The organism is Nocardia sp. bgisy134 (genome assembly GCF_057708325.1).
In genome coordinates this window covers 14,682-31,084 of record NZ_JBYIRW010000029.1, presented here as the reverse complement: position 1 = coordinate 31,084, position 16,403 = coordinate 14,682, and the positions used below count along the sequence as shown (strand labels likewise).

Below are 16,403 nucleotides of genomic sequence, written 5' to 3'. Positions count from 1 at the left end.
CGGGTAATCCGCCACGACAGGAGGGACACGATGGACCTCGCGGGCCTACACGTGATCGACGCGCACATCCACCAGTGGGATCCGCTGACCACGCCGCGCGATTTCAGCAACCTCGCCCGGCTGTTCAAATACCTGCCGGTGCCGATCGATCTCGCCACCCGGCTCGCCCCGCGCCGCGACCGTGAATTCGTCGGCGACCCAACGGCATACGTGCATCCCTATCTGCCCGCGGACTACCGGTCCGACGCGACGGGCGTCCCTGTCGAGTCGATCGTGCACATCGAGGTCGAGTGGACCGGGTCCGGCCCGACCGCCAAGGCCGACGAGACCCGCTGGGTTGCCAGCCTGCCGTTCGGCGTCGACACACCGCGGCTCGGCGCCGTCATCGGCTCGGCCGATCCGGCCGCCGACGGCTTCGCGGCCCTGCTCGACGCGCACCGGACGGCGTCGCCGCTGTTCCGCGGCATCCGCACGATGGTCGCGCACCACCCCGACACCGGCATCAGGTCCTTCGCGGGCAGCGCGGGCGCGCTCACCGCGAGCCGTTTCCTGGACGGGTTCGCCGAACTCGCCGAGCGCGGGCTCTCCTTCGAGGCCTGGGTGTACTCGCACCAGCTGCCGGAGGTGACCGCGCTGGCCGAGCGCTATCCCGAGGTCACCATCGTGCTGAACCACCTCGCCACGCCCGCGGGTCTGTACGGCAAGGTCGGCAAGTACACCGGCGCGAATCCGGGCGAGCGCAGGAAACTGTTCCTGAGCTGGCGCGACGACCTGAGCGCGCTGGGCGCCCTGCCCAATGTGGTCGCCAAGGTCAGCGGACTGATGATGCCCATACTCGGGCATCCGGTGCCCGCGCGCGGGAGTTCGACGCCGGTGCCCGAGCTGGTGGAGCGGATCGGTCCGCTGGTCACGCACGCGATGGACGTCTTCGGGCCCGAGCGGCTGCTGTGGGGGTCGAACTTCCCGGTGGACAAACCGATCACGAGCATCGCCGACAGCGCGCAGGTGGTCGCCGACGCCGTGACCGCCCACGGTGGCGGACCCGTCGACCTGGCCCAGATCTTCCGCGGCACCGCCGAGCGGGTCTACCGCGTCGAGGCGCCGGAGTAGCTCCGCCGAGTCGCGGCCCGTTGACAAAGGCGCGGGGCGCGCGCCTAATGAGGTGGCAGGTGCGGACAGTGATGTCGCCCGACATCACATGCGTCCGCGCAGCCGGACTCATGGAGCGAGCGGTGCGATGAACGAGACGACCATCGACCACGAAGTGATCATCGTCGGGGCCGGGTTCTCCGGCATCGGCGCGGCGATCAAGCTGCGCGCGGCCGGTTTCGAGGACTTCCTCATCGTCGACGACGCGGACGGCGCGGGCGGCACCTGGCACTGGAACACCTATCCCGGTGTGGCCGTGGATATTCCGTCGTTCAGTTATCAGTTCTCCTTCGATCAGCGGGCGGACTGGTCGCGGGTCTACGCACCCGGCCACGAACTCAAGGCCTACGCCGAATCGTGCGTGGACAAGTACGGACTACGCCCACGCATCCGTTTTCGCACCACGATCACCGACGCGGAATTCGACGAACAGCGCCACCTGTGGCGGCTGCGCACCGGCTCCGGCGACGAGTTGCGCGCCCGCTTCGTGATCAGCGCGACCGGCGTGCTGACCCGGCCGAAGCTGCCGGACATCCCCGGCGTCGGCGATTTCGGCGGCGCGACCATGCACACCTCGCGCTGGGATCACCGGGAAAGCCTGCGCGCCAAGCGAGTCGCGATCATCGGAACCGGCGCCTCCGCGGTGCAGGTGATCCCGGAGATCGCCCCCGAGGTAGCCCATCTCGTCGTCTTCCAGCGCACCCCGATCTGGTGCCTGCCGCGGCCCGATCTCCCGCTGCCCGCCCCGGTGCGCCTGGCCCTGCGGCTGCCCGGCGGGCGATCACTGACCAGATTGATCAGCCAGGCCTACGTGGAGCTGACCTTCCCCATCGCGGCCCACTACTACCGGTCGCTGCCGACCGCCGCGGTGGGCGAGCGCGCCGGGCTCGCCCACCTGCGCCGCCAGGTGCACGACCCGGTGATACGCGAAAAGCTCACGCCCCGTTACGCGCTGGGCTGCAAGCGCCCCAGTTTCTCCAACGATTATCTGACCGCCTTCAATCGCGACAACGTGGTGCTGGAGACCGACCCGATTCGCGAGATCACCGCCACCGGCGTGCGGACCGACGCCACGGAGCACACCGCGGACGTGCTGATCCTGGCTACCGGCTTCAAGGTGATGGAATCGGGCAACATGCCGACCTACGATCTGCGCGGCGTCGGCGGCCGGGATCTCGAGAAGTGGTGGGACGAGCACCGATTGCAGGCCTACGAGGGCGTCAGCGTGCCCGGCTTCCCGAACTTCTTCTCGGTGATCGGCCCGTACGGCTACAACGGCTCGTCGTATTTCGCGCTGATCGAGAACCAGGTCCGCCACATCCTGCGCTGCCTGCGGCACGCCCGCGCGACCGATTCGACCCTGGTCGAGGTCACCGAGGAAGCCAACGATCGCTACTTCCGGGAGATGCTGGCCCGGCGGGGCGGCCAGGTGTTCTGGCAGGAATCCTGCGCCGTGTCCAACAGCTACTACTTCGACAAGCACGGCGATGTGCCGCTGCGGCCTTCCACCACCGTGGAGGCAACGTGGCGCAGCGGTCATTTCGATCTGGCCGACTACCGGTTCGCCGCGGCGTCCTGAGCGCGGCGGGCGCTCCTCAGCGGGTGGTCGCGGCGGCAATCTGCCGGGTCAGGGTCTCGCGGGCGGTGACGAGGGAAGGGCCGTACCAGGTGAGGCTGCGGCCCTCCACCAGCGCGCAGGGAATGCCCGGAAATGCCTCAGGCCCATCGGTTTCGGTGAAGACGTACGGCTCGTCGGGCAGAATCGCCAGCTCGACGCCGCGGGTCAGTTCGGCCTCGTCCACGCGGGGGTAGCGCTCCGGGCGGTCCGCGTGCACGAGGCGCAGCCCGAGCCTGCGCGCGAGGTCGCCGGTGAAGGTATCGCGGCCGACTACCATCCACGGCTTGCGCCAGATCGGGATGACCGTCGCCCGCTCGGGCTCCGGAGGCGCTGCGGCCCAAACGTTTTCGGCGGCATGCAACCAGGGCGGCGCGGGTACGCCGATGGCCTCGACGAACAGCCTGGCGAGCGAGGGGAACGCGGCGTCCAGCGTCTCGATTCTGGAGACCCACACCGGGATACCCGCCGCGCGCAGGCGTTCCACGTCCGCGCGGCGGTTCTCCTCACGATTGCACAGCACCAGATCGGGAGCCAGTTCGACGATCCGGCGCAGGTTCGGGTTCTTGGTGCCGCGCACCCGTTCGACGGACAGGTCGGCCGGGTGGGTGCACCACTGCGTCGCCGCGACGAGCAAATCGGGACAGGTGGCCGCGACCGATTCGGTGAGCGAAGGCACCAGCGACACCACGCGCCGCACCGGGCGGACGATCGACACCTCGGCGCCCAGGTCGTCGCGCAGCGAGATATGCCGGGGCGGAACGACGTTCACGACAGAATCCGGTCACACAGGACGCGCAGCCGCTCGGGCGGCACCTCGGGCAGCGTGTTGCCCGCGCCGAGTACCAGCAGGTAGAGAATCTGCGCCGTCTGCTCGGCAGCGGGCTCCGGATAGCCGATCTCGTCGAGCAGTTGGCGCAGGAACGCCAGCCGGGCGGCATCGACGCGCTGCTTGGCCGCGGCGGCGACCGGGTCGTCCAGCGCCCACGCCCGGACCGCCACTTCCAGGCGGGCCGGTTCCCCATCGGCGAGAACCAGGTCGATCAGCAGGTCGAGCCTGCCGCGCGGGTCCAGGCGCTCGGCCGCCTGCACTTCGCGGATGTAGCGCAGCGTCTGCACCTCCTCGAAGTGCGCGAGCAGCGCCTTCTTGTAGCCCGGCATGCCCGAGAAGTGGTGGTAGAAGGACCCGGTGCTCAGCCCGGTCGACGCGACCAGTTTGTCGATGGTCAGCGCCGTCGGCCCCGCCGTGCCGAGAATCGACAGCCCGGATGCCAGCCATGAGGTCTTGCCCGCCACGAAGACCACCCTATAACATAATTTTTGTTCTGTTCCTGGGATGCTCACCTCCGGAGGTCGCGATGACCGCTATGACAGCCACCGCCCAGCCCCGCAGCTCCACCGCCCGATGGCCGATCCGCGTCCACTACGCGGGCGCCGTGTTCCTCGGCCTGATCGGCTTCGGCCACGAGCTCGCCCTGCACATCTTCAACGGGGCCGATGTCGCCGGTGAGGAAGTGATCAACGAGCTGTCCAGGAACACCACGACGGCGTTGTTCGAGGGCGGCAGGGAAGTGACGGTGTTCGGGCTCAACACCGGTTACAGCGTGGGCATGGGGCTGTTCGGCTTTCTCTTTCCGCTGCTCGCGGTGGTGGCCGTCCGGGCGGCGCCGGGGCTGATCGCGCGCTGGTCGCTGTTCAACTGGATCTGCGTGGCGGCGGCGGGCGGCACGTTCTGGATCTCCTGCCTGTACTTCCCCGAACTCGTCGTCGCGTTCGGCGGGCTCTCGACACTCTGCTACGCGGCCGTGCTGGTGGCCGGGCCGCGCCCATCGACGGAATAGACGAAAAGCGCAGGTCAGCGACCCTTCACGGGACGGACCGTCGGCGGAACGGCAGGGCAGCGCAGGTTCGGCACAAGGGCAGTGAGCGGACAGCAATCGGGCGTTACCTCGCCAACTCCGACGGAGCAGACTGGGAAGTGGCACCCGGCGCCGAGACACACCGGCCCCAGCGCACCGGACGGGATCCGCCCGACGAAGTCCGGAGACGCGGGCCCAGCCTCGATGCCGGGTGCTGGCTTTCGTCGGCACGAATATGCCGCGGCGGGCTCGGCCCCGCGGCCAGGCCCTGTGTCGAAGTCCGGCCGGATGCCTCCGTGGCTCGGATCGTCACCTGGCAAGGCGGAGGAGGAGCCGATATCGGGGTTGTATCGGCGACGACAACGCGGCCAGGCGGCGATCCGATCCGCGGAGGTGCCGGATGGGACTTCGACGCAGGGCCTGTTCGACACAGGGCTTAGGTGTGACACAGTGCCTAGGTGTGACACAGGGCCTAGGTGTCTCGCAGCGAGGTATACAGCGCGGCGAGCTCCCGTATTCCGGTCGCCGCGCTCGCCTCGTCCTCGGTGCTCATGCGAAGCGCCTTGCGTAGCAGCACGGGATCGAGATCGTCCATCGCGGAACGGAATTCGACCTTCGGGAGGCCCGGAAGGGGCGTCTCGTCGCCGTACGGATCGTCGCTCTGGACCGGTCGCGGGTCCCGCTCGATGCCGCGGATGAGCGTGTCCAGGTCCAGTCCGCGCAGCGTGAGAATCTCGCGGGGCCGCTCGTCGAGTCGCTCGGCGAGCAGGTAGCAGACCGCCGCGACGTGTTTGCATGGCCAGCCCGGGTCCGGACAGGTGCAGTCGAAGTCCAGCTCGGCCGCCGTACTGGGCAACAGCAGCGAGCCGAGCCCGGTGGGCAGCGCGCCCGAGGCGATCTCGGCCAGCATGCCCGGCGAGCTGCGGATCGTCTCGATCAGCAGGTCCAGTTCCTCCTCGCGCACCGCGCGCACGCGGAACGCCGAGGTGAACGGGCGCGGCTGGCTGCCCTGCACCTCCGCGACCACCGCACCCGGCTCGATCCGATAACTCACCACCTGCCCGGACCGCGCATAGCTGCGCCCGCGGGCCAACCGGCCCGGCTCGGCCATCGCCTCGACCGCGTCGATCAGCGCCCTGCCCCACCAGGTGCGCCCGAATCCGCCGCGGCGGCTGCGCGCCGCGACGCCGCCCTCGACCGGCAGTCGCTTGCCGTACTTGCTGTAGTCCTCGAACGTCATTCACCCACCGCCTCGGCGCCGAGGGCGAACAGGTCGCGCAGTTCGTCGGTGCTCAGCTCGGTGATCCAGTTCTCCCCCGCCCCGACGGCCAGGTCCGCGAGCCTGCGCTTGCCGTTGATCATCTCGTCGATCCGCTCCTCGATCGTGTCGACGCAGACGAGCTTGCGCACCTGCACCGCGCGCTGCTGCCCGATTCGGAACGCGCGGTCGGTCGCCTGGTTCTCCACCGCCGGATTCCACCAACGGTCCAGGTGCACCACGTGATTGGCGGCCGTCAGGTTCAGTCCGGTACCACCGGCCTTGAGCGACAACAACATCAACGGCGGCCCGTCCTCGGACTGGAATCCGGTGACCATGGCGTCGCGACGGCGCTTGGGCACGCCGCCGTGCAGGAACGGGATCGGGGCGCCGAAGCGCTCGGCGAGGAACGGCGCGATCAGCTCGCCGAACTCGCGGAACTGGGTGAACAGCAACGCCTTCTCGCTGTCGGCGAGCACCGCGTCCACCACGTCCTCGACCAGGGCCAGCTTGCCGGATCGGTGCTTGCCGCGGGTCAGGACGCCGGAGCCGTCGCCGAGGAAGTGCGCGGGGTGGTTGCACACCTGTTTGAGGCGGGTCAGCGCGCCGAGCACGGCGCCCTTGCGCGCCATGCCTTTCGCGTTCCTGATCTTCTCCATCATGTCGTCGACCACCGCCTGGTACAGCGCGGCCTGCTCGACGGTCAGGTTGGCGCGCACCGTCATCTCCAGCTTTTCCGGCAGGTCGCTGATGACGGAGGGATCGGTCTTCACCCGGCGCAGCACGAACGGCTGGGTGACGAACCGCAGCCGCGAGATCGCGTTCTGATCACCCTCCCGTTCGATCGGCACCGCGAACCGCGCGCGGAAGGTCTGTGGGCTGCCCAGCAGTTTCGGCATCGCGAAATCGAGGATCGAGCGCAGCTCCTCCAACCGGTTCTCGACGGGAGTTCCGGTGAGCGCCAAGCGGTGTCGCGCCCGCAGCGCGCGGGCGGCGCGGGCCTGTCGCGTCCCCGCGTTCTTGATGTGCTGGGCCTCGTCGAGCACGACGCGTTCCCAGTCCTGCTTGCTCAACGCTTCGATGTCCCTGGCGAGCAGCGAATAGGTGGTGAGCACCAGGTCGGCCTCGGCCACCGCCGCATTCAGTTCCGCGCCGCCGCGCCGACCCGCGCCGTGGTGCACCAGCACCCGCAGGTCCGGCGCGAACCGCTCGGCCTCGCGCTGCCAGTTGCCGACCACCGACATCGGGCATACCAGCAGCGTCGGGCCGGGATCCGCGGACTGTTCCCGCTCGTGCACGAGCAGTGCCAGCACCTGCACCGTCTTGCCGAGGCCCATGTCGTCGGCGAGGATGGCGCCGCAACCCATTCGGCTCATGGTGACCAGCCAGGACAGGCCGCGCAGCTGATAGGGGCGCAGCTGCGCCTTCAGGCCGCTCGGGGCGGGGACCGGCTCCGCGTCGTGCCCGCGATCGAGCAGTTCGGCCGCCCATCCGGTGGCGGTGACCTCGGTGATCGGCACCTGCTCGACCCGGCTGCTCGCCAGTTCGCCGATCATGTCGGCGAAGGTGATCGGCGAATCGTCGCTGTGCGCGGCGACATAGCGGGCCGCGGCGGCGAGCGCCTTGTGATCGGCCTGCACCCATTCGCCGCGCAACTGCACGAGATCGGATTTGGCGCGAATGAGACGCGCCATCTCGGCCTCGGTCAACACGGTGTCGCCGAGCGCCAATTCCCAACGGTAACGAACCAATCCCCGCATGCCGACGGTGCTCTCCGCCGCGGGAACCGCGCTCTCCACCCGCAGCCGCATGGACGGGGCGGAGATGCTCCACGCGCGCGGCAGCAGCAACCGGATGCCCGCCGCCTGCAACGCGTGCGCGCCGTGCGCCACGAGATCGGCCACCACCTCGGTCGGCAAGAGCAGATCCATGGTGCGCGGATCGGTCGGCAGGTCGCGCAGCCTGGGATAGGCGCGCTGCGCCTCCCCCAGCTTGTCGATGACGGTGCGGACCAGGCTCGGGTCACCGTGCAGCGGGATCGGCGCGGGCGCCTCACCCTCGGTGCGCAGGCAGACCTCCAGGCGCCACAGCGCCACCGAGTCGTCGGCGAAGCCGAGCTCGCCGTCCGGCTCCAGCAGGCGCAGTACCAATTCCGGCTCGTCCACGGTCAGTCCTGCGCGCCAGCGTTCCAGCACCTCGGCCAGCTGATGGCTGCCGCTGCCGAGGGGGCTGTCGCCGACCAGCGCGGCCAGCAGCGGATGCGACAGCGGCGGCGCGTCCATCGACCGCCTGGCGATCGGGTCGGTCAGCTCGCCGACGAGATCCTCCAGCACGGCGGCGGGCCGCCCGGCCACGTGCAGGGCGGCCGGGGCGGCCACCGCGAGCTCGGCCAGCCAGGCACGCTGACGTGCGCCGCCCACCAACCGCCACCGCACCCACCATTGGCCGTCGTCCCTGCGCAATTCGGGCACGATCCGCCCGGCCCGCACCCACCGCTCGACACCGTGCGCGACGTGGGCGAGGAAGCGCAGATCACCGGATACGGCCGAGGCGGGCAACGGCTGGCGCAGCGCCGCGGCGGCGGCCTCCGGCGCGAGCGCGTGCGCGGGCACCGTGACCCGCTCGGCCGCGCCCGACGCGGGCACGAGAACCTCGGCCCGATGCCGGAACCGCGACGCGCGCAGGACGCCGCCCAGCGGGTCGGGCAGTGCGTCCGGCACCCCGTCGTCGGTCCACAGCAGCAGACCGGCCCCTGGCGACCACAGTCCGTGCAGCATCCGCCCATCCAATCAGGCGGGTCCGACATCTCGCCGCCGCGCCGTCCTGGATTTCTGGCGCTGAGCGGAACATACTGGGATATCCGCTGGTCACGACTGAGAATCACAGCTGAGTGTCAAGGAAGCGGAGGGCAGCAGCATGACAATTCTGCTCCAGGTAACCGAGCAGAGCTTCTCGCCTACAACGCCGTGGGAGCGGCGCAAGTTCACCTTCGTCAACGCCGCAAAGATCGTCGGGATGCGTCTCGACGGTGTGGGCGGCGTGTGGATCGACCTGTCACGCCCAGGGGAATCACAGCACCTGGCTCAGGTCCCGGACCCGCACGTGGCGATCACCTTCCTGCTCACCACCTTCGCCAAGATCGCCGAGTGCGAGGAACGCGGCGGCTCCTGGCTGATCGGGCACGACGGGATGCACACCGAGTCCATCGCGGCCACCAGATTCCCGCCGCGAGCGACCGAGGTCGCCGGCGACGACCTGCTGGCGCGCGCCTGGTTGTGAGGCCGCGCACGCTCCACAACTGATCAGCTCGCTTGTCGCAAGACCCACGAATGTCGGTGCACACGAGTACAAGTGGCATCGTGCGTACTCACGTCCAGGGTCGGTTGCTCGCGCCGCTCGTCGCGGCGCTGCTGCTCGCGGGCTGTGGAGGGTGGTCCGCGGGCCAAGTCGCCCCGGCACCGGGCAGCCCGAGCAGGGCTCAGCTCGAACAGTTGCTCGCCGAGGTCAGGGTGATCGCCGAGCGCACGCGACCCGGCGGCTACGAGCGCGGCTGCGGCAACGGACAGGGCTGTGTCTTCGGCCCGTCCTGGACCGACGACTACGAGGGCCCCGGCGGGCACGACGGCTGCGACACCCGCAACAACGTGCTCGCCGCCCAGCTCACCGACGTGCGCTTCCGGGAGGGCACGCGCGACTGCGTCGTCGTGTCGGGCACCCTCGACGACCCGTACACCGGCGATCGACGCGCCTTCCGCAAGGCCGACGCGGGCGACGCGCAGATCGATCACGTCTATCCGCTGGCCGCCGCCTGGGACATGGGCGCGTCCACCTGGCCGCCGCAGCGCCGCGTGCTGTTCGCCAACGACGTCGAGACCAACCTCCTGGCCACCTCGGCGCGCGTCAACCAGGCCAAGGGCGACGGTACGCCCTCGGAGTGGTTGCCGCCTTCGCGCGCCGACCACTGCTTCTACGCGGGCCGCTACCTCACCGTCGCGGTGCGCTACGACCTACCTGTCACCGAGGCGGACAACGCGACGTTGCACGACATCGCCCGCACTTGCCCGTGACGGCGCGCCCGCCCTCCGGCGGCGACTCGTGCGCCGAGTACTTACTGCGCGCCCGTCGCGACCGGTCGTTTGGGATCGTTGGACCACTGCGACCAGGACCCGGGATACAGCGCGGCCTCGACGCCCGCGACGGCGAGCGCGGCGACCTGGTGGGCGGCGGTGACGCCGGAGCCGCAGTAGACCGCGACCGGGCCGGAGCCGAATCCGGCGAAACGCTCGCGCAATTCGGCCGCGGCGCGGAAATGCCCGTCCGCGTCGAGGTTCTCGGCGGTCGGCGCGCTCACCGCACCGGGGATGTGTCCGGCCTTCGGATCGACCGGCTCGACCTCGCCGCGATACCGCTCGCCCGCGCGGGCGTCGAGCAGCACACCCTTCCACTTGGCGACGGCGTCGGCGTCTACCACCGGCAGCTTGCCCGGTCGCAGCTCGACGTCGCCGAGTTCCGGATCGGGTTCGGCGCCGGAGATCAGTTCACCGCCCGCACTGGTCCAGGCGGGCAGGCCGCCGTCGAGGATGCGGACATCGGCGAGACCAGCCCAGCGCAGCAGCCACCACGCCCGCGCGGCAGCCATGCCGCCGGTCGCGTCGTAGACGACCACCGGGTCGCCGGTGCGGATACCCCAGCTGCGCGCGCACTTCTCCAGCTGCGCGATATCGGGCAGCGGATGCCGTCCACGCGCGGGCGAGGGCGGTGCGGCCAGTTCGGTCTCCAGATCGACGAAGACCGCACCGGGAATGTGCCCGTCGAGGTAGTGCTGCGGCCCGTCCGGGTCGCCCAGCGCCCACCGCACGTCGAGTAGGCGAAACCGCCTGTCCGCCAGTGCTTCCCGAAGTTCCCCCGCAGAGATCAGTACCGCGCTCAACCCAGCTCCTCGTCCAGTTTCCCTCGCGCGCCGACCCTCCCACCATAATGGACGCTGTCGGACGAGGTCCGTCGATTGCCCGCGCATGGCCGCAGCGAAGGCGGAGGTACGCCTAGGCATCGCGCGCCGCCGATGTGCGCACTCGCGCGACATACCCGCCGGTAGGGACCGCGCGAAGTCGGTCCAGTTTCCGGGCACTGGCCGGTGACACGCCGTGTGACCAGCGGCAGTATCCGGACAATGACCAAGGTTTCCGCGCCCACCGACCCCGATACCGAGCCGCGGGAAGCAATCACCGCCGGGCTCGCGCAGCCGCTTGGGGCGGGCGTGGTGACCGCCCTGGTCGGGTTCACCAGTTCGTTCGCGGTGGTGCTGAGCGGGTTGACGGCGGTGGGCGCCACCGCGGCTCAGGCCGCGTCCGGACTGCTCGCGGTGTGCGTCACCCAGGGTATCGGGATCATCCTGCTCAGCTACCACTACCGGATGCCGATCACGCTGGCCTGGTCGACGCCCGGCGCCGCGCTGCTCGCGAGCACGGGCGCGATCGCGGGCGGCTGGCGGGCCGCGCTCGGCGCTTTCGCGCTGACCGGCGTGCTGATCCTGATCACCGGGCTCTGGCAGCGGCTCGGGAACCTGATCGCCGCGATTCCGGTCGAGATCGCGCAGGCCATGTTGGCGGGCGTGTTGTTGCCGCTGTGCCTCGCGCCGGTGCGGGCGGTGGCGACCAGTCCCGCGGTGGTGGTCCCGGTGATCGTGGTGTGGCTGGTTCTCCAGCGGTTCGCCAAGCGCTGGGCGGTGATCGCCGCGTTCGGCGTCGCCGCCGTCGGTGCGGGCGTGAGCATCGTGGCCGAGCATCGCGACCTCGACCTCGCCGCCATGGCGCCGACGGTGGAACTGGCCCTGCCGCAGTGGAATTGGCAGGCGATGATCGGCATCGCGATCCCGCTCTACATCGTCACCATGGCCTCGCAGAACATCCCGGGCACCGCGGTGATGCGGTCGTTCGGCTACCGGGTGCCGTGGCGGGCGGCCATGACCGTCACCGGTGTCGGCACCATCCTCGGCGCGCCCGCGGGCGGCCACGCGATCAACCTGGCCGCGATCAGCGCCGCCCTGTCCGCCGCGCCTGCCGCACACCCGGATCCGAAGCGCCGCTGGATCGCGGCCTGCACCGCGGGCGTCGCCTACGTGCTGCTCGCCCTCGGCTCCGCAGCCCTGGTCACCCTGGTGGCCGCCGCACCGGAGGGCACGCTGGAGACGGTGGCCGGGCTGGCGCTGCTCGCGACACTGGCCACGGCGCTGGCGGGCGCACTGCGCGCAGAAGAACACCGCGAGGCGGGCGTGATCACCTTTCTCGTCGCCGCGTCCGGCGTCGGATTCCTCGGCATCGGGGCCGCGTTCTGGGCCTTGATCGGGGGCCTGATCGTGCGCTGGGCACTGCGCACGCGCGCCACCGCTACCGGCTGAGCAGGGTGAGCGGGTCTTCCAGGAGACCTGCGGTGGTGGCGAGGAAGCGCGCGGCCAGTTCACCGTCGATCATGCGGTGGTCGAAGCTGATGCCGAGCGTGGTCACCCAGCGGACGGCCAGCTCGTCGCGAAACACCCAGGGCCGACGCCGAATCGAGCCGAGGCACAGGATCGCGGCCTCACCGGGATTGACCAGCGGCACCCCGGCGTCGACGCCGAAGACACCGACGTTGGTGAGTGTGAAGGTGCCGCCGCGCAGGTCGGCCGGGGTCGCCGAGCCGGAGCGCGCGGTCTCGGCCAGCCAGCCGATCTCGCGGCACAGGTCGCGCAGGCCGAGCGATTGCGCCTCTTTGAGATTGGGCACCAGCAGGCCGCGGCCGGTGGCCACCGCGATGCCGAGATTCACGTAGTGCTTCGTGACGATCTGCTGATTCGCCTCGTCCCAGCAGGCATTCACGCCGGGGAACTCCGCGATCGCGGCGAGCGTCGCCTTGGCGACCAAGGCCAGCGGCGTGAGCGTCAGTCCGGCAAAGGATTTGGTGGTGCGCAGGTGGTCGAGCAGCTCCATCGACGCGGTGCAGTCGAGCGTGACGAAGACGCTGGCCTGCGGGATCGTCCGCGCGCTCGCCGACATGGCCGCCGCGGTGCGCTTGCGGATGCCGGTGATCGGTGCGCGTTCCTCGCGCACCGAGGGGCGAATCACGCCGGCGTCCTGGTCCGATGCCGGGGGCGCCGGGCTCGGCGCGGGCGCGAGGTCGGTGCGGTGCGTGGAGGGCCGCGGGGGCGAGACGGGCACCGCGCCGCGCACGTCTTCGACCGTGACCGCGCCGTTCGGACCGGAACCGGCGACGAACCACAGGTCGATGCCGAGTTCCTTGGCCAGTTTGCGAGCGGCGGGCGTCGCCGCGGCGCGCGCTTCCGGCGCGGGCCTGCGCCTGCGCGACTCGGCCTCGCCTTCGGGCCCGTAACCCACGAGCACCGATTTCCGGCCGTTGCCGTCCGCGGTGTCGGGTCCTGGCGACGGCTCACCGGCCGCCTCGGGCTCGATCTGGGCGGCGGCCACCGCCGTTGGCGGCGACGCGGTCCGCACCCGGATCAGCGGCGCGCCCACCTCGACCGTCTCCCCCGGCTCGGCGAGCAGCTCCTCGACCCGTCCCGCGAACGGCGAGGGAAGCGCGACCACGGCCTTGGCGGTCTCCACCTCCGCGATGGTCTGATTCAGCTCGACGTCGTCGCCGACGGCCACCGACCAGGACACCACCTCGGCCTCGGTGAGCCCCTCCCCGAGATCCGGGAGCCGGAATTCGAGAACGTGGCCGTCGTCTTCCACGAAGTGCCTCTCGGATCGGATCGATGGTCAGGCGGCGAGCGAACGATCGACCGCGGCGAGGATGCGATCGGCGTCGGGCAGGTGGTGCTTCTCGAGCTTAGCCGGGGGGTAAGGGATGTCGAACCCGCCGACCCGCAGCACCGGCGATTCCAGGTGATAGAAGCAGCGTTCGGTGATCCGCGCCGCGATCTCGGCGCCGAGCCCGCCGAAGACGGGCGCCTCGTGCACGACGACCAGCCTGCCGGTCTTGTCGACCGATTCCTCGACGGTGTCGAAATCGATCGGCGCGAGGCTGCGCAGGTCGATCACCTCGAGCGAATGTCCTTCCTCCGCGGCGATTTTCGCGGCAGTCAACGCCGTAGAAACGGTGCCGCCGTACGCGACGACGGTGGCGTCCGCACCGGTGACGCACACCCGGGCCCGATCCATCGGAAGCTCGGGCGGGGCGCCGAAATCGACGTCGGCCTTGTCCCAGTAGCGCCGCTTCGGCTCGAAGAAGACGACCGGGTCGTCCAGCGCGATCGCTTGGCGCAGAAGGTGGTACGCATCGGCCGGGTTGCTCGGCGAGACCACCCGAAGCCCGGCGGTGTGCGCGAAGTAAGCCTCCGGCGATTCCGAATGATGCTCCACCGAACCGATGCCGCCGCCGAACGGAATGCGAATCGTGATGGGCGCGATCACCTTTCCCTTGGTGCGGTAGTGGATCTTGGCGACCTGGGAGACGATCTGGTCGAACGCCGGATAGACGAACCCGTCGAACTGGATCTCGCAGACCGGGCGATACCCGCGCAGCGCCATGCCGAAAGCCGTTCCGACGATGCCGGATTCGGCCAGCGGGGTGTCCACGACGCGGTTGTCGCCGAAGTCCTTCTGCAGCGTGTCGGTCACCCGGAAGACGCCGCCGAGCTTGCCGATGTCCTCGCCCATGAGCACGACCTTCGGATCGTCCTCCAGCGCCCGGCGCAGCCCGGTGTTCAGCGCGTTGGCGAAGGTGGTGATCATGGGCGTGCTCCTTCCTGTCCCGCGGAGGACGGACCGGGGTCGCCGGTCAAGTACTCCGCGTATTCCCGCCGCTCTTGGTCGAGCAGCGAATGCGCTGTCGCGTAGACGTGGTCGAACAGCTCCATCGGCGCCGGGTCGGGCATCTCGATGGTCGCGGTGCGCACCTGCCGCGCGACGTCGTCGGCATGGGCGGCGACCCGCCGTTCCCAGTCCTCGTCGAGCAGACCCTCCCGCGCCAGCAGTCTGCGCACCCGGTCGATCGGATCGCGACGCTTCCACTCCTCGGTCTCGGCCGCGGAGCGGTACCTGGTCGGGTCGTCGGCGGTGGTGTGCGGGCCCATCCGATAGGTGAGCGCCTCGATGAAGGACGGCCCGCCGCCCGAGCGCGCCCGCGCAACGGCCTGCCTGGTCACCGCGAGCACCGCCAGCACGTCGTTGCCGTCGACCTGCACGCCGGGCATGCCGTACCCGTACGCCCGACGCGCGATCGGCGTCGCGCTCTGCACCCGCACCGGCGCGCTGATCGCCCACTGGTTGTTCTGGCAGAAGAAGACCACCGGCGCGCTCCAGCTCGCGGCGAAGCCGAGCGCCTCGGCGATGTCGCCCTGGCTGGTCGCGCCGTCGCCGAAGTAGGCGATGGTGGCGATCTCGGCGCCGTCCAGGTGCGCGGCGTAGGCGTATCCAGTGGCGTGCAGGCCCTGCGATCCGACCACGATGTTCGGGTTGGTCATGTTCACCGCGCCCGGATCCCAGCAGTAGTGCGCCGCACCGCGCCACAGGCGGGTGAGGTCGGCGGGCGGGACGCCGCGGCAGTAGGCGACGGCGGCTTCGCGGTAGCTGCAGAACACGTAGTCGTCGGCGTGCAGGGCGCGCGCCGAGCCGACCTGGGCGGCCTCCTGCCCGAGCAGCGGCGGCCACAGTCCGAGCTGGCCTTGGCGCTGCAACGCGGTCGCCTCGACGTCGATGCGGCGGGTGACCACCATGTCCTCGTAGAGCGCGCGCAGCTGGTCCGGCCCGACGTCGGCGACGAGGGCGGCGTGCTTGCGATCGAGAACGCGGCGGCCGTCGGGCTGGATCAACTGCACCGGGTATGTGGGCTTCTCCGCCATGACCGCTCGCCTCCTCATCTGCGCCGAGCACGAATGTGTCCTACTTCACAGCATCCACGAGAAGGCGGTCTGCGCAAGTGGCCGACATACGAATGAGCAGAATGCTCAAATCGGTCGGTCCAATTGGTGTCATACTGCGTTGTATGTCCAGTAAGGAACCCGTCGACGCCACGTTGGACGCCACCGACGCGCGCCTGCTGCTGGAGCTGGTGGCCAACCCGAGGGCGACCGGCGTGGAACTGGCCAACCGCCTCGGCCTGTCCCGCAACACCGTGCAGGCGCGGCTGTCGCGGTGGGAGGCGAGCGGTGTACTCGGGAGCTTCGAACGACGGGTGCAGCCAAGGGCGCTGGGGTATCCGCTCGCCGCGTTCGTCGCGGTGGTCGTCGATCAGCACCAATTGGATTCGGTGGTGGACGAACTCGCCGAGGTCCCCGAGGTCACCGAGGTGTGCGGCATGACCGGGCTCACCGACCTCACCGTCCGGATCGTCGCCCAGGATGCCGACGACCTCTATCGAATTGCCGGGCAGATCCTCAAGATTCCGGGCGTGGAGCGCACCAATATGGCGCTGGTGATGCGGGAACTCGTGGGTCCGCGTACCGCTCCGCTGCTGGACAGGCTGGCCGGAACCAGCTGAGTTCCCGCCCGCGCTCCTCCCGCCCATCTCCGGCCGTGCATATGGT

Annotated in this window: 15 protein-coding genes; 7 read left to right on the top strand and 8 right to left on the bottom strand. The window is 70.2% G+C overall.

What is annotated here, in order from left to right:
• The first annotated feature begins 30 nt into the window (after positions 1 to 30).
• Together AC3ERS_RS34015 and AC3ERS_RS34010 are read left to right on the top strand one after the other, a co-directional pair.
• Positions 31 to 1,110 (top strand): amidohydrolase family protein, encoded by a 1,080-nt coding sequence (locus tag AC3ERS_RS34015; RefSeq protein WP_431972262.1) that lies wholly within the window; start codon positions 31 to 33, stop codon positions 1,108 to 1,110.
• Between the two features lie 127 nt (positions 1,111 to 1,237).
• Complete coding sequence (locus AC3ERS_RS34010) at positions 1,238 to 2,728, top strand: flavin-containing monooxygenase (RefSeq protein WP_431972261.1); 1,491 nt, start codon at positions 1,238 to 1,240, stop codon at positions 2,726 to 2,728.
• 16 nt (positions 2,729 to 2,744) lie between these two features.
• Here the strand turns inward: AC3ERS_RS34010 and AC3ERS_RS34005 are convergent, their stop codons facing one another.
• Both AC3ERS_RS34005 and AC3ERS_RS34000 read right to left on the bottom strand, forming a co-directional pair.
• Positions 2,745 to 3,536, bottom strand: coding sequence for a helical backbone metal receptor (locus tag AC3ERS_RS34005; protein ID WP_431972260.1), 792 nt, complete (start codon positions 3,534 to 3,536; stop codon positions 2,745 to 2,747).
• Entirely contained in the window at positions 3,533 to 4,060 is a 528-nt protein-coding gene (locus AC3ERS_RS34000) for a TetR/AcrR family transcriptional regulator (RefSeq protein ID WP_431972259.1), read from the bottom strand. Before AC3ERS_RS34000 ends, AC3ERS_RS34005 begins: the two co-directional genes overlap by 4 nt.
• Positions 4,061 to 4,122: 62 nt before the next feature.
• On the opposite strand from AC3ERS_RS34000, the gene AC3ERS_RS33995 reads away from it, so the two are divergent.
• Complete coding sequence (locus tag AC3ERS_RS33995; protein ID WP_431972258.1) at positions 4,123 to 4,605, top strand: LIC_13387 family protein; 483 nt, start codon at positions 4,123 to 4,125, stop codon at positions 4,603 to 4,605.
• A 490-nt stretch (positions 4,606 to 5,095) separates the two neighbouring features.
• Here the strand turns inward: AC3ERS_RS33995 and AC3ERS_RS33990 are convergent, their stop codons facing one another.
• Together AC3ERS_RS33990 and AC3ERS_RS33985 are read right to left on the bottom strand one after the other, a co-directional pair.
• On the bottom strand, positions 5,096 to 5,863 hold the full coding sequence (locus tag AC3ERS_RS33990; RefSeq protein ID WP_431972257.1) for an SWIM zinc finger family protein: 768 nt from the start codon (positions 5,861 to 5,863) through the stop codon (positions 5,096 to 5,098).
• Positions 5,860 to 8,658, bottom strand: a complete 2,799-nt coding sequence (locus tag AC3ERS_RS33985; protein WP_431972256.1) for a DEAD/DEAH box helicase — start codon at positions 8,656 to 8,658, stop codon at positions 5,860 to 5,862. Before AC3ERS_RS33985 ends, AC3ERS_RS33990 begins: the two co-directional genes overlap by 4 nt.
• A 139-nt stretch (positions 8,659 to 8,797) precedes the next feature.
• Between AC3ERS_RS33985 and AC3ERS_RS33980 the strand changes: the two genes are divergently transcribed.
• Both AC3ERS_RS33980 and AC3ERS_RS33975 read left to right on the top strand, forming a co-directional pair.
• Positions 8,798 to 9,160 carry a hypothetical protein gene (locus AC3ERS_RS33980; RefSeq protein ID WP_431972255.1) on the top strand — a complete coding sequence of 121 codons (363 nt, stop codon included), beginning with the start codon at positions 8,798 to 8,800 and terminating at the stop codon, positions 9,158 to 9,160.
• A 50-nt stretch (positions 9,161 to 9,210) separates the two neighbouring features.
• Positions 9,211 to 9,948, top strand: a complete 738-nt coding sequence (locus AC3ERS_RS33975; RefSeq protein WP_431972254.1) for an HNH endonuclease family protein — start codon at positions 9,211 to 9,213, stop codon at positions 9,946 to 9,948.
• A gap of 41 nt (positions 9,949 to 9,989) precedes the next feature.
• Here the strand turns inward: AC3ERS_RS33975 and AC3ERS_RS33970 are convergent, their stop codons facing one another.
• Positions 9,990 to 10,799 carry a sulfurtransferase gene (locus AC3ERS_RS33970; RefSeq protein WP_431972298.1) on the bottom strand — a complete coding sequence of 270 codons (810 nt, stop codon included), beginning with the start codon at positions 10,797 to 10,799 and terminating at the stop codon, positions 9,990 to 9,992.
• 252 nt (positions 10,800 to 11,051) lie between these two features.
• Here AC3ERS_RS33970 and AC3ERS_RS33965 point away from each other — a divergent pair, with 252 nt between their 5' ends.
• Positions 11,052 to 12,278, top strand: a complete 1,227-nt coding sequence (locus AC3ERS_RS33965; RefSeq protein ID WP_431972253.1) for a benzoate/H(+) symporter BenE family transporter — start codon at positions 11,052 to 11,054, stop codon at positions 12,276 to 12,278.
• Here AC3ERS_RS33965 and AC3ERS_RS33960 read toward each other — a convergent pair.
• From AC3ERS_RS33960 to pdhA, 3 genes are read right to left on the bottom strand one after another with little or no spacing between them, the layout of a single operon-like run.
• Positions 12,268 to 13,608, bottom strand: a complete 1,341-nt coding sequence (locus tag AC3ERS_RS33960) for a dihydrolipoamide acetyltransferase family protein (RefSeq protein ID WP_431972252.1) — start codon at positions 13,606 to 13,608, stop codon at positions 12,268 to 12,270. The two genes, AC3ERS_RS33965 and AC3ERS_RS33960, sit on opposite strands and share 11 nt — an antisense overlap.
• Positions 13,609 to 13,635: 27 nt before the next feature.
• The gene (locus tag AC3ERS_RS33955) at positions 13,636 to 14,610 is read right to left on the bottom strand and encodes an alpha-ketoacid dehydrogenase subunit beta (protein ID WP_431972251.1); all 975 of its coding nucleotides are present in this window, start codon (positions 14,608 to 14,610) and stop codon (positions 13,636 to 13,638) included.
• A complete protein-coding gene (pdhA, locus tag AC3ERS_RS33950; protein WP_431972250.1) occupies positions 14,607 to 15,719 on the bottom strand; it encodes a pyruvate dehydrogenase (acetyl-transferring) E1 component subunit alpha in 1,113 nt (370 codons plus the stop codon). Before pdhA ends, AC3ERS_RS33955 begins: the two co-directional genes overlap by 4 nt.
• Positions 15,720 to 15,862: 143 nt before the next feature.
• On the opposite strand from pdhA, the gene AC3ERS_RS33945 reads away from it, so the two are divergent.
• A complete protein-coding gene (locus tag AC3ERS_RS33945; RefSeq protein WP_431972249.1) occupies positions 15,863 to 16,357 on the top strand; it encodes an Lrp/AsnC family transcriptional regulator in 495 nt (164 codons plus the stop codon).
• Positions 16,358 to 16,403: the final 46 nt, after the last annotated feature.

Bases quoted from the DNA above. Each gene is read 5' to 3' on its own strand.
- AC3ERS_RS34015 (WP_431972262.1), top strand. From the start codon at position 31: ATGGACCTCGCGGGCCTACACGTGATCGACGCGCACATCCACCAGTGG.
- AC3ERS_RS34010 (WP_431972261.1), top strand. From the start codon at position 1,238: ATGAACGAGACGACCATCGACCACGAAGTGATCATCGTCGGGGCCGGG.
- AC3ERS_RS33995 (WP_431972258.1), top strand. From the start codon at position 4,123: ATGACCGCTATGACAGCCACCGCCCAGCCCCGCAGCTCCACCGCCCGA.
- AC3ERS_RS33990 (WP_431972257.1), bottom strand. From the start codon at position 5,863: ATGACGTTCGAGGACTACAGCAAGTACGGCAAGCGACTGCCGGTCGAG.
- AC3ERS_RS33985 (WP_431972256.1), bottom strand. From the start codon at position 8,658: ATGCTGCACGGACTGTGGTCGCCAGGGGCCGGTCTGCTGCTGTGGACC.
- AC3ERS_RS33980 (WP_431972255.1), top strand. From the start codon at position 8,798: ATGACAATTCTGCTCCAGGTAACCGAGCAGAGCTTCTCGCCTACAACG.
- AC3ERS_RS33975 (WP_431972254.1), top strand. From the start codon at position 9,211: ATGTCGGTGCACACGAGTACAAGTGGCATCGTGCGTACTCACGTCCAG.
- AC3ERS_RS33965 (WP_431972253.1), top strand. From the start codon at position 11,052: ATGACCAAGGTTTCCGCGCCCACCGACCCCGATACCGAGCCGCGGGAA.
- AC3ERS_RS33955 (WP_431972251.1), bottom strand. From the start codon at position 14,610: ATGATCACCACCTTCGCCAACGCGCTGAACACCGGGCTGCGCCGGGCG.
- pdhA (WP_431972250.1), bottom strand. From the start codon at position 15,719: ATGGCGGAGAAGCCCACATACCCGGTGCAGTTGATCCAGCCCGACGGC.
- AC3ERS_RS33945 (WP_431972249.1), top strand. From the start codon at position 15,863: ATGTCCAGTAAGGAACCCGTCGACGCCACGTTGGACGCCACCGACGCG.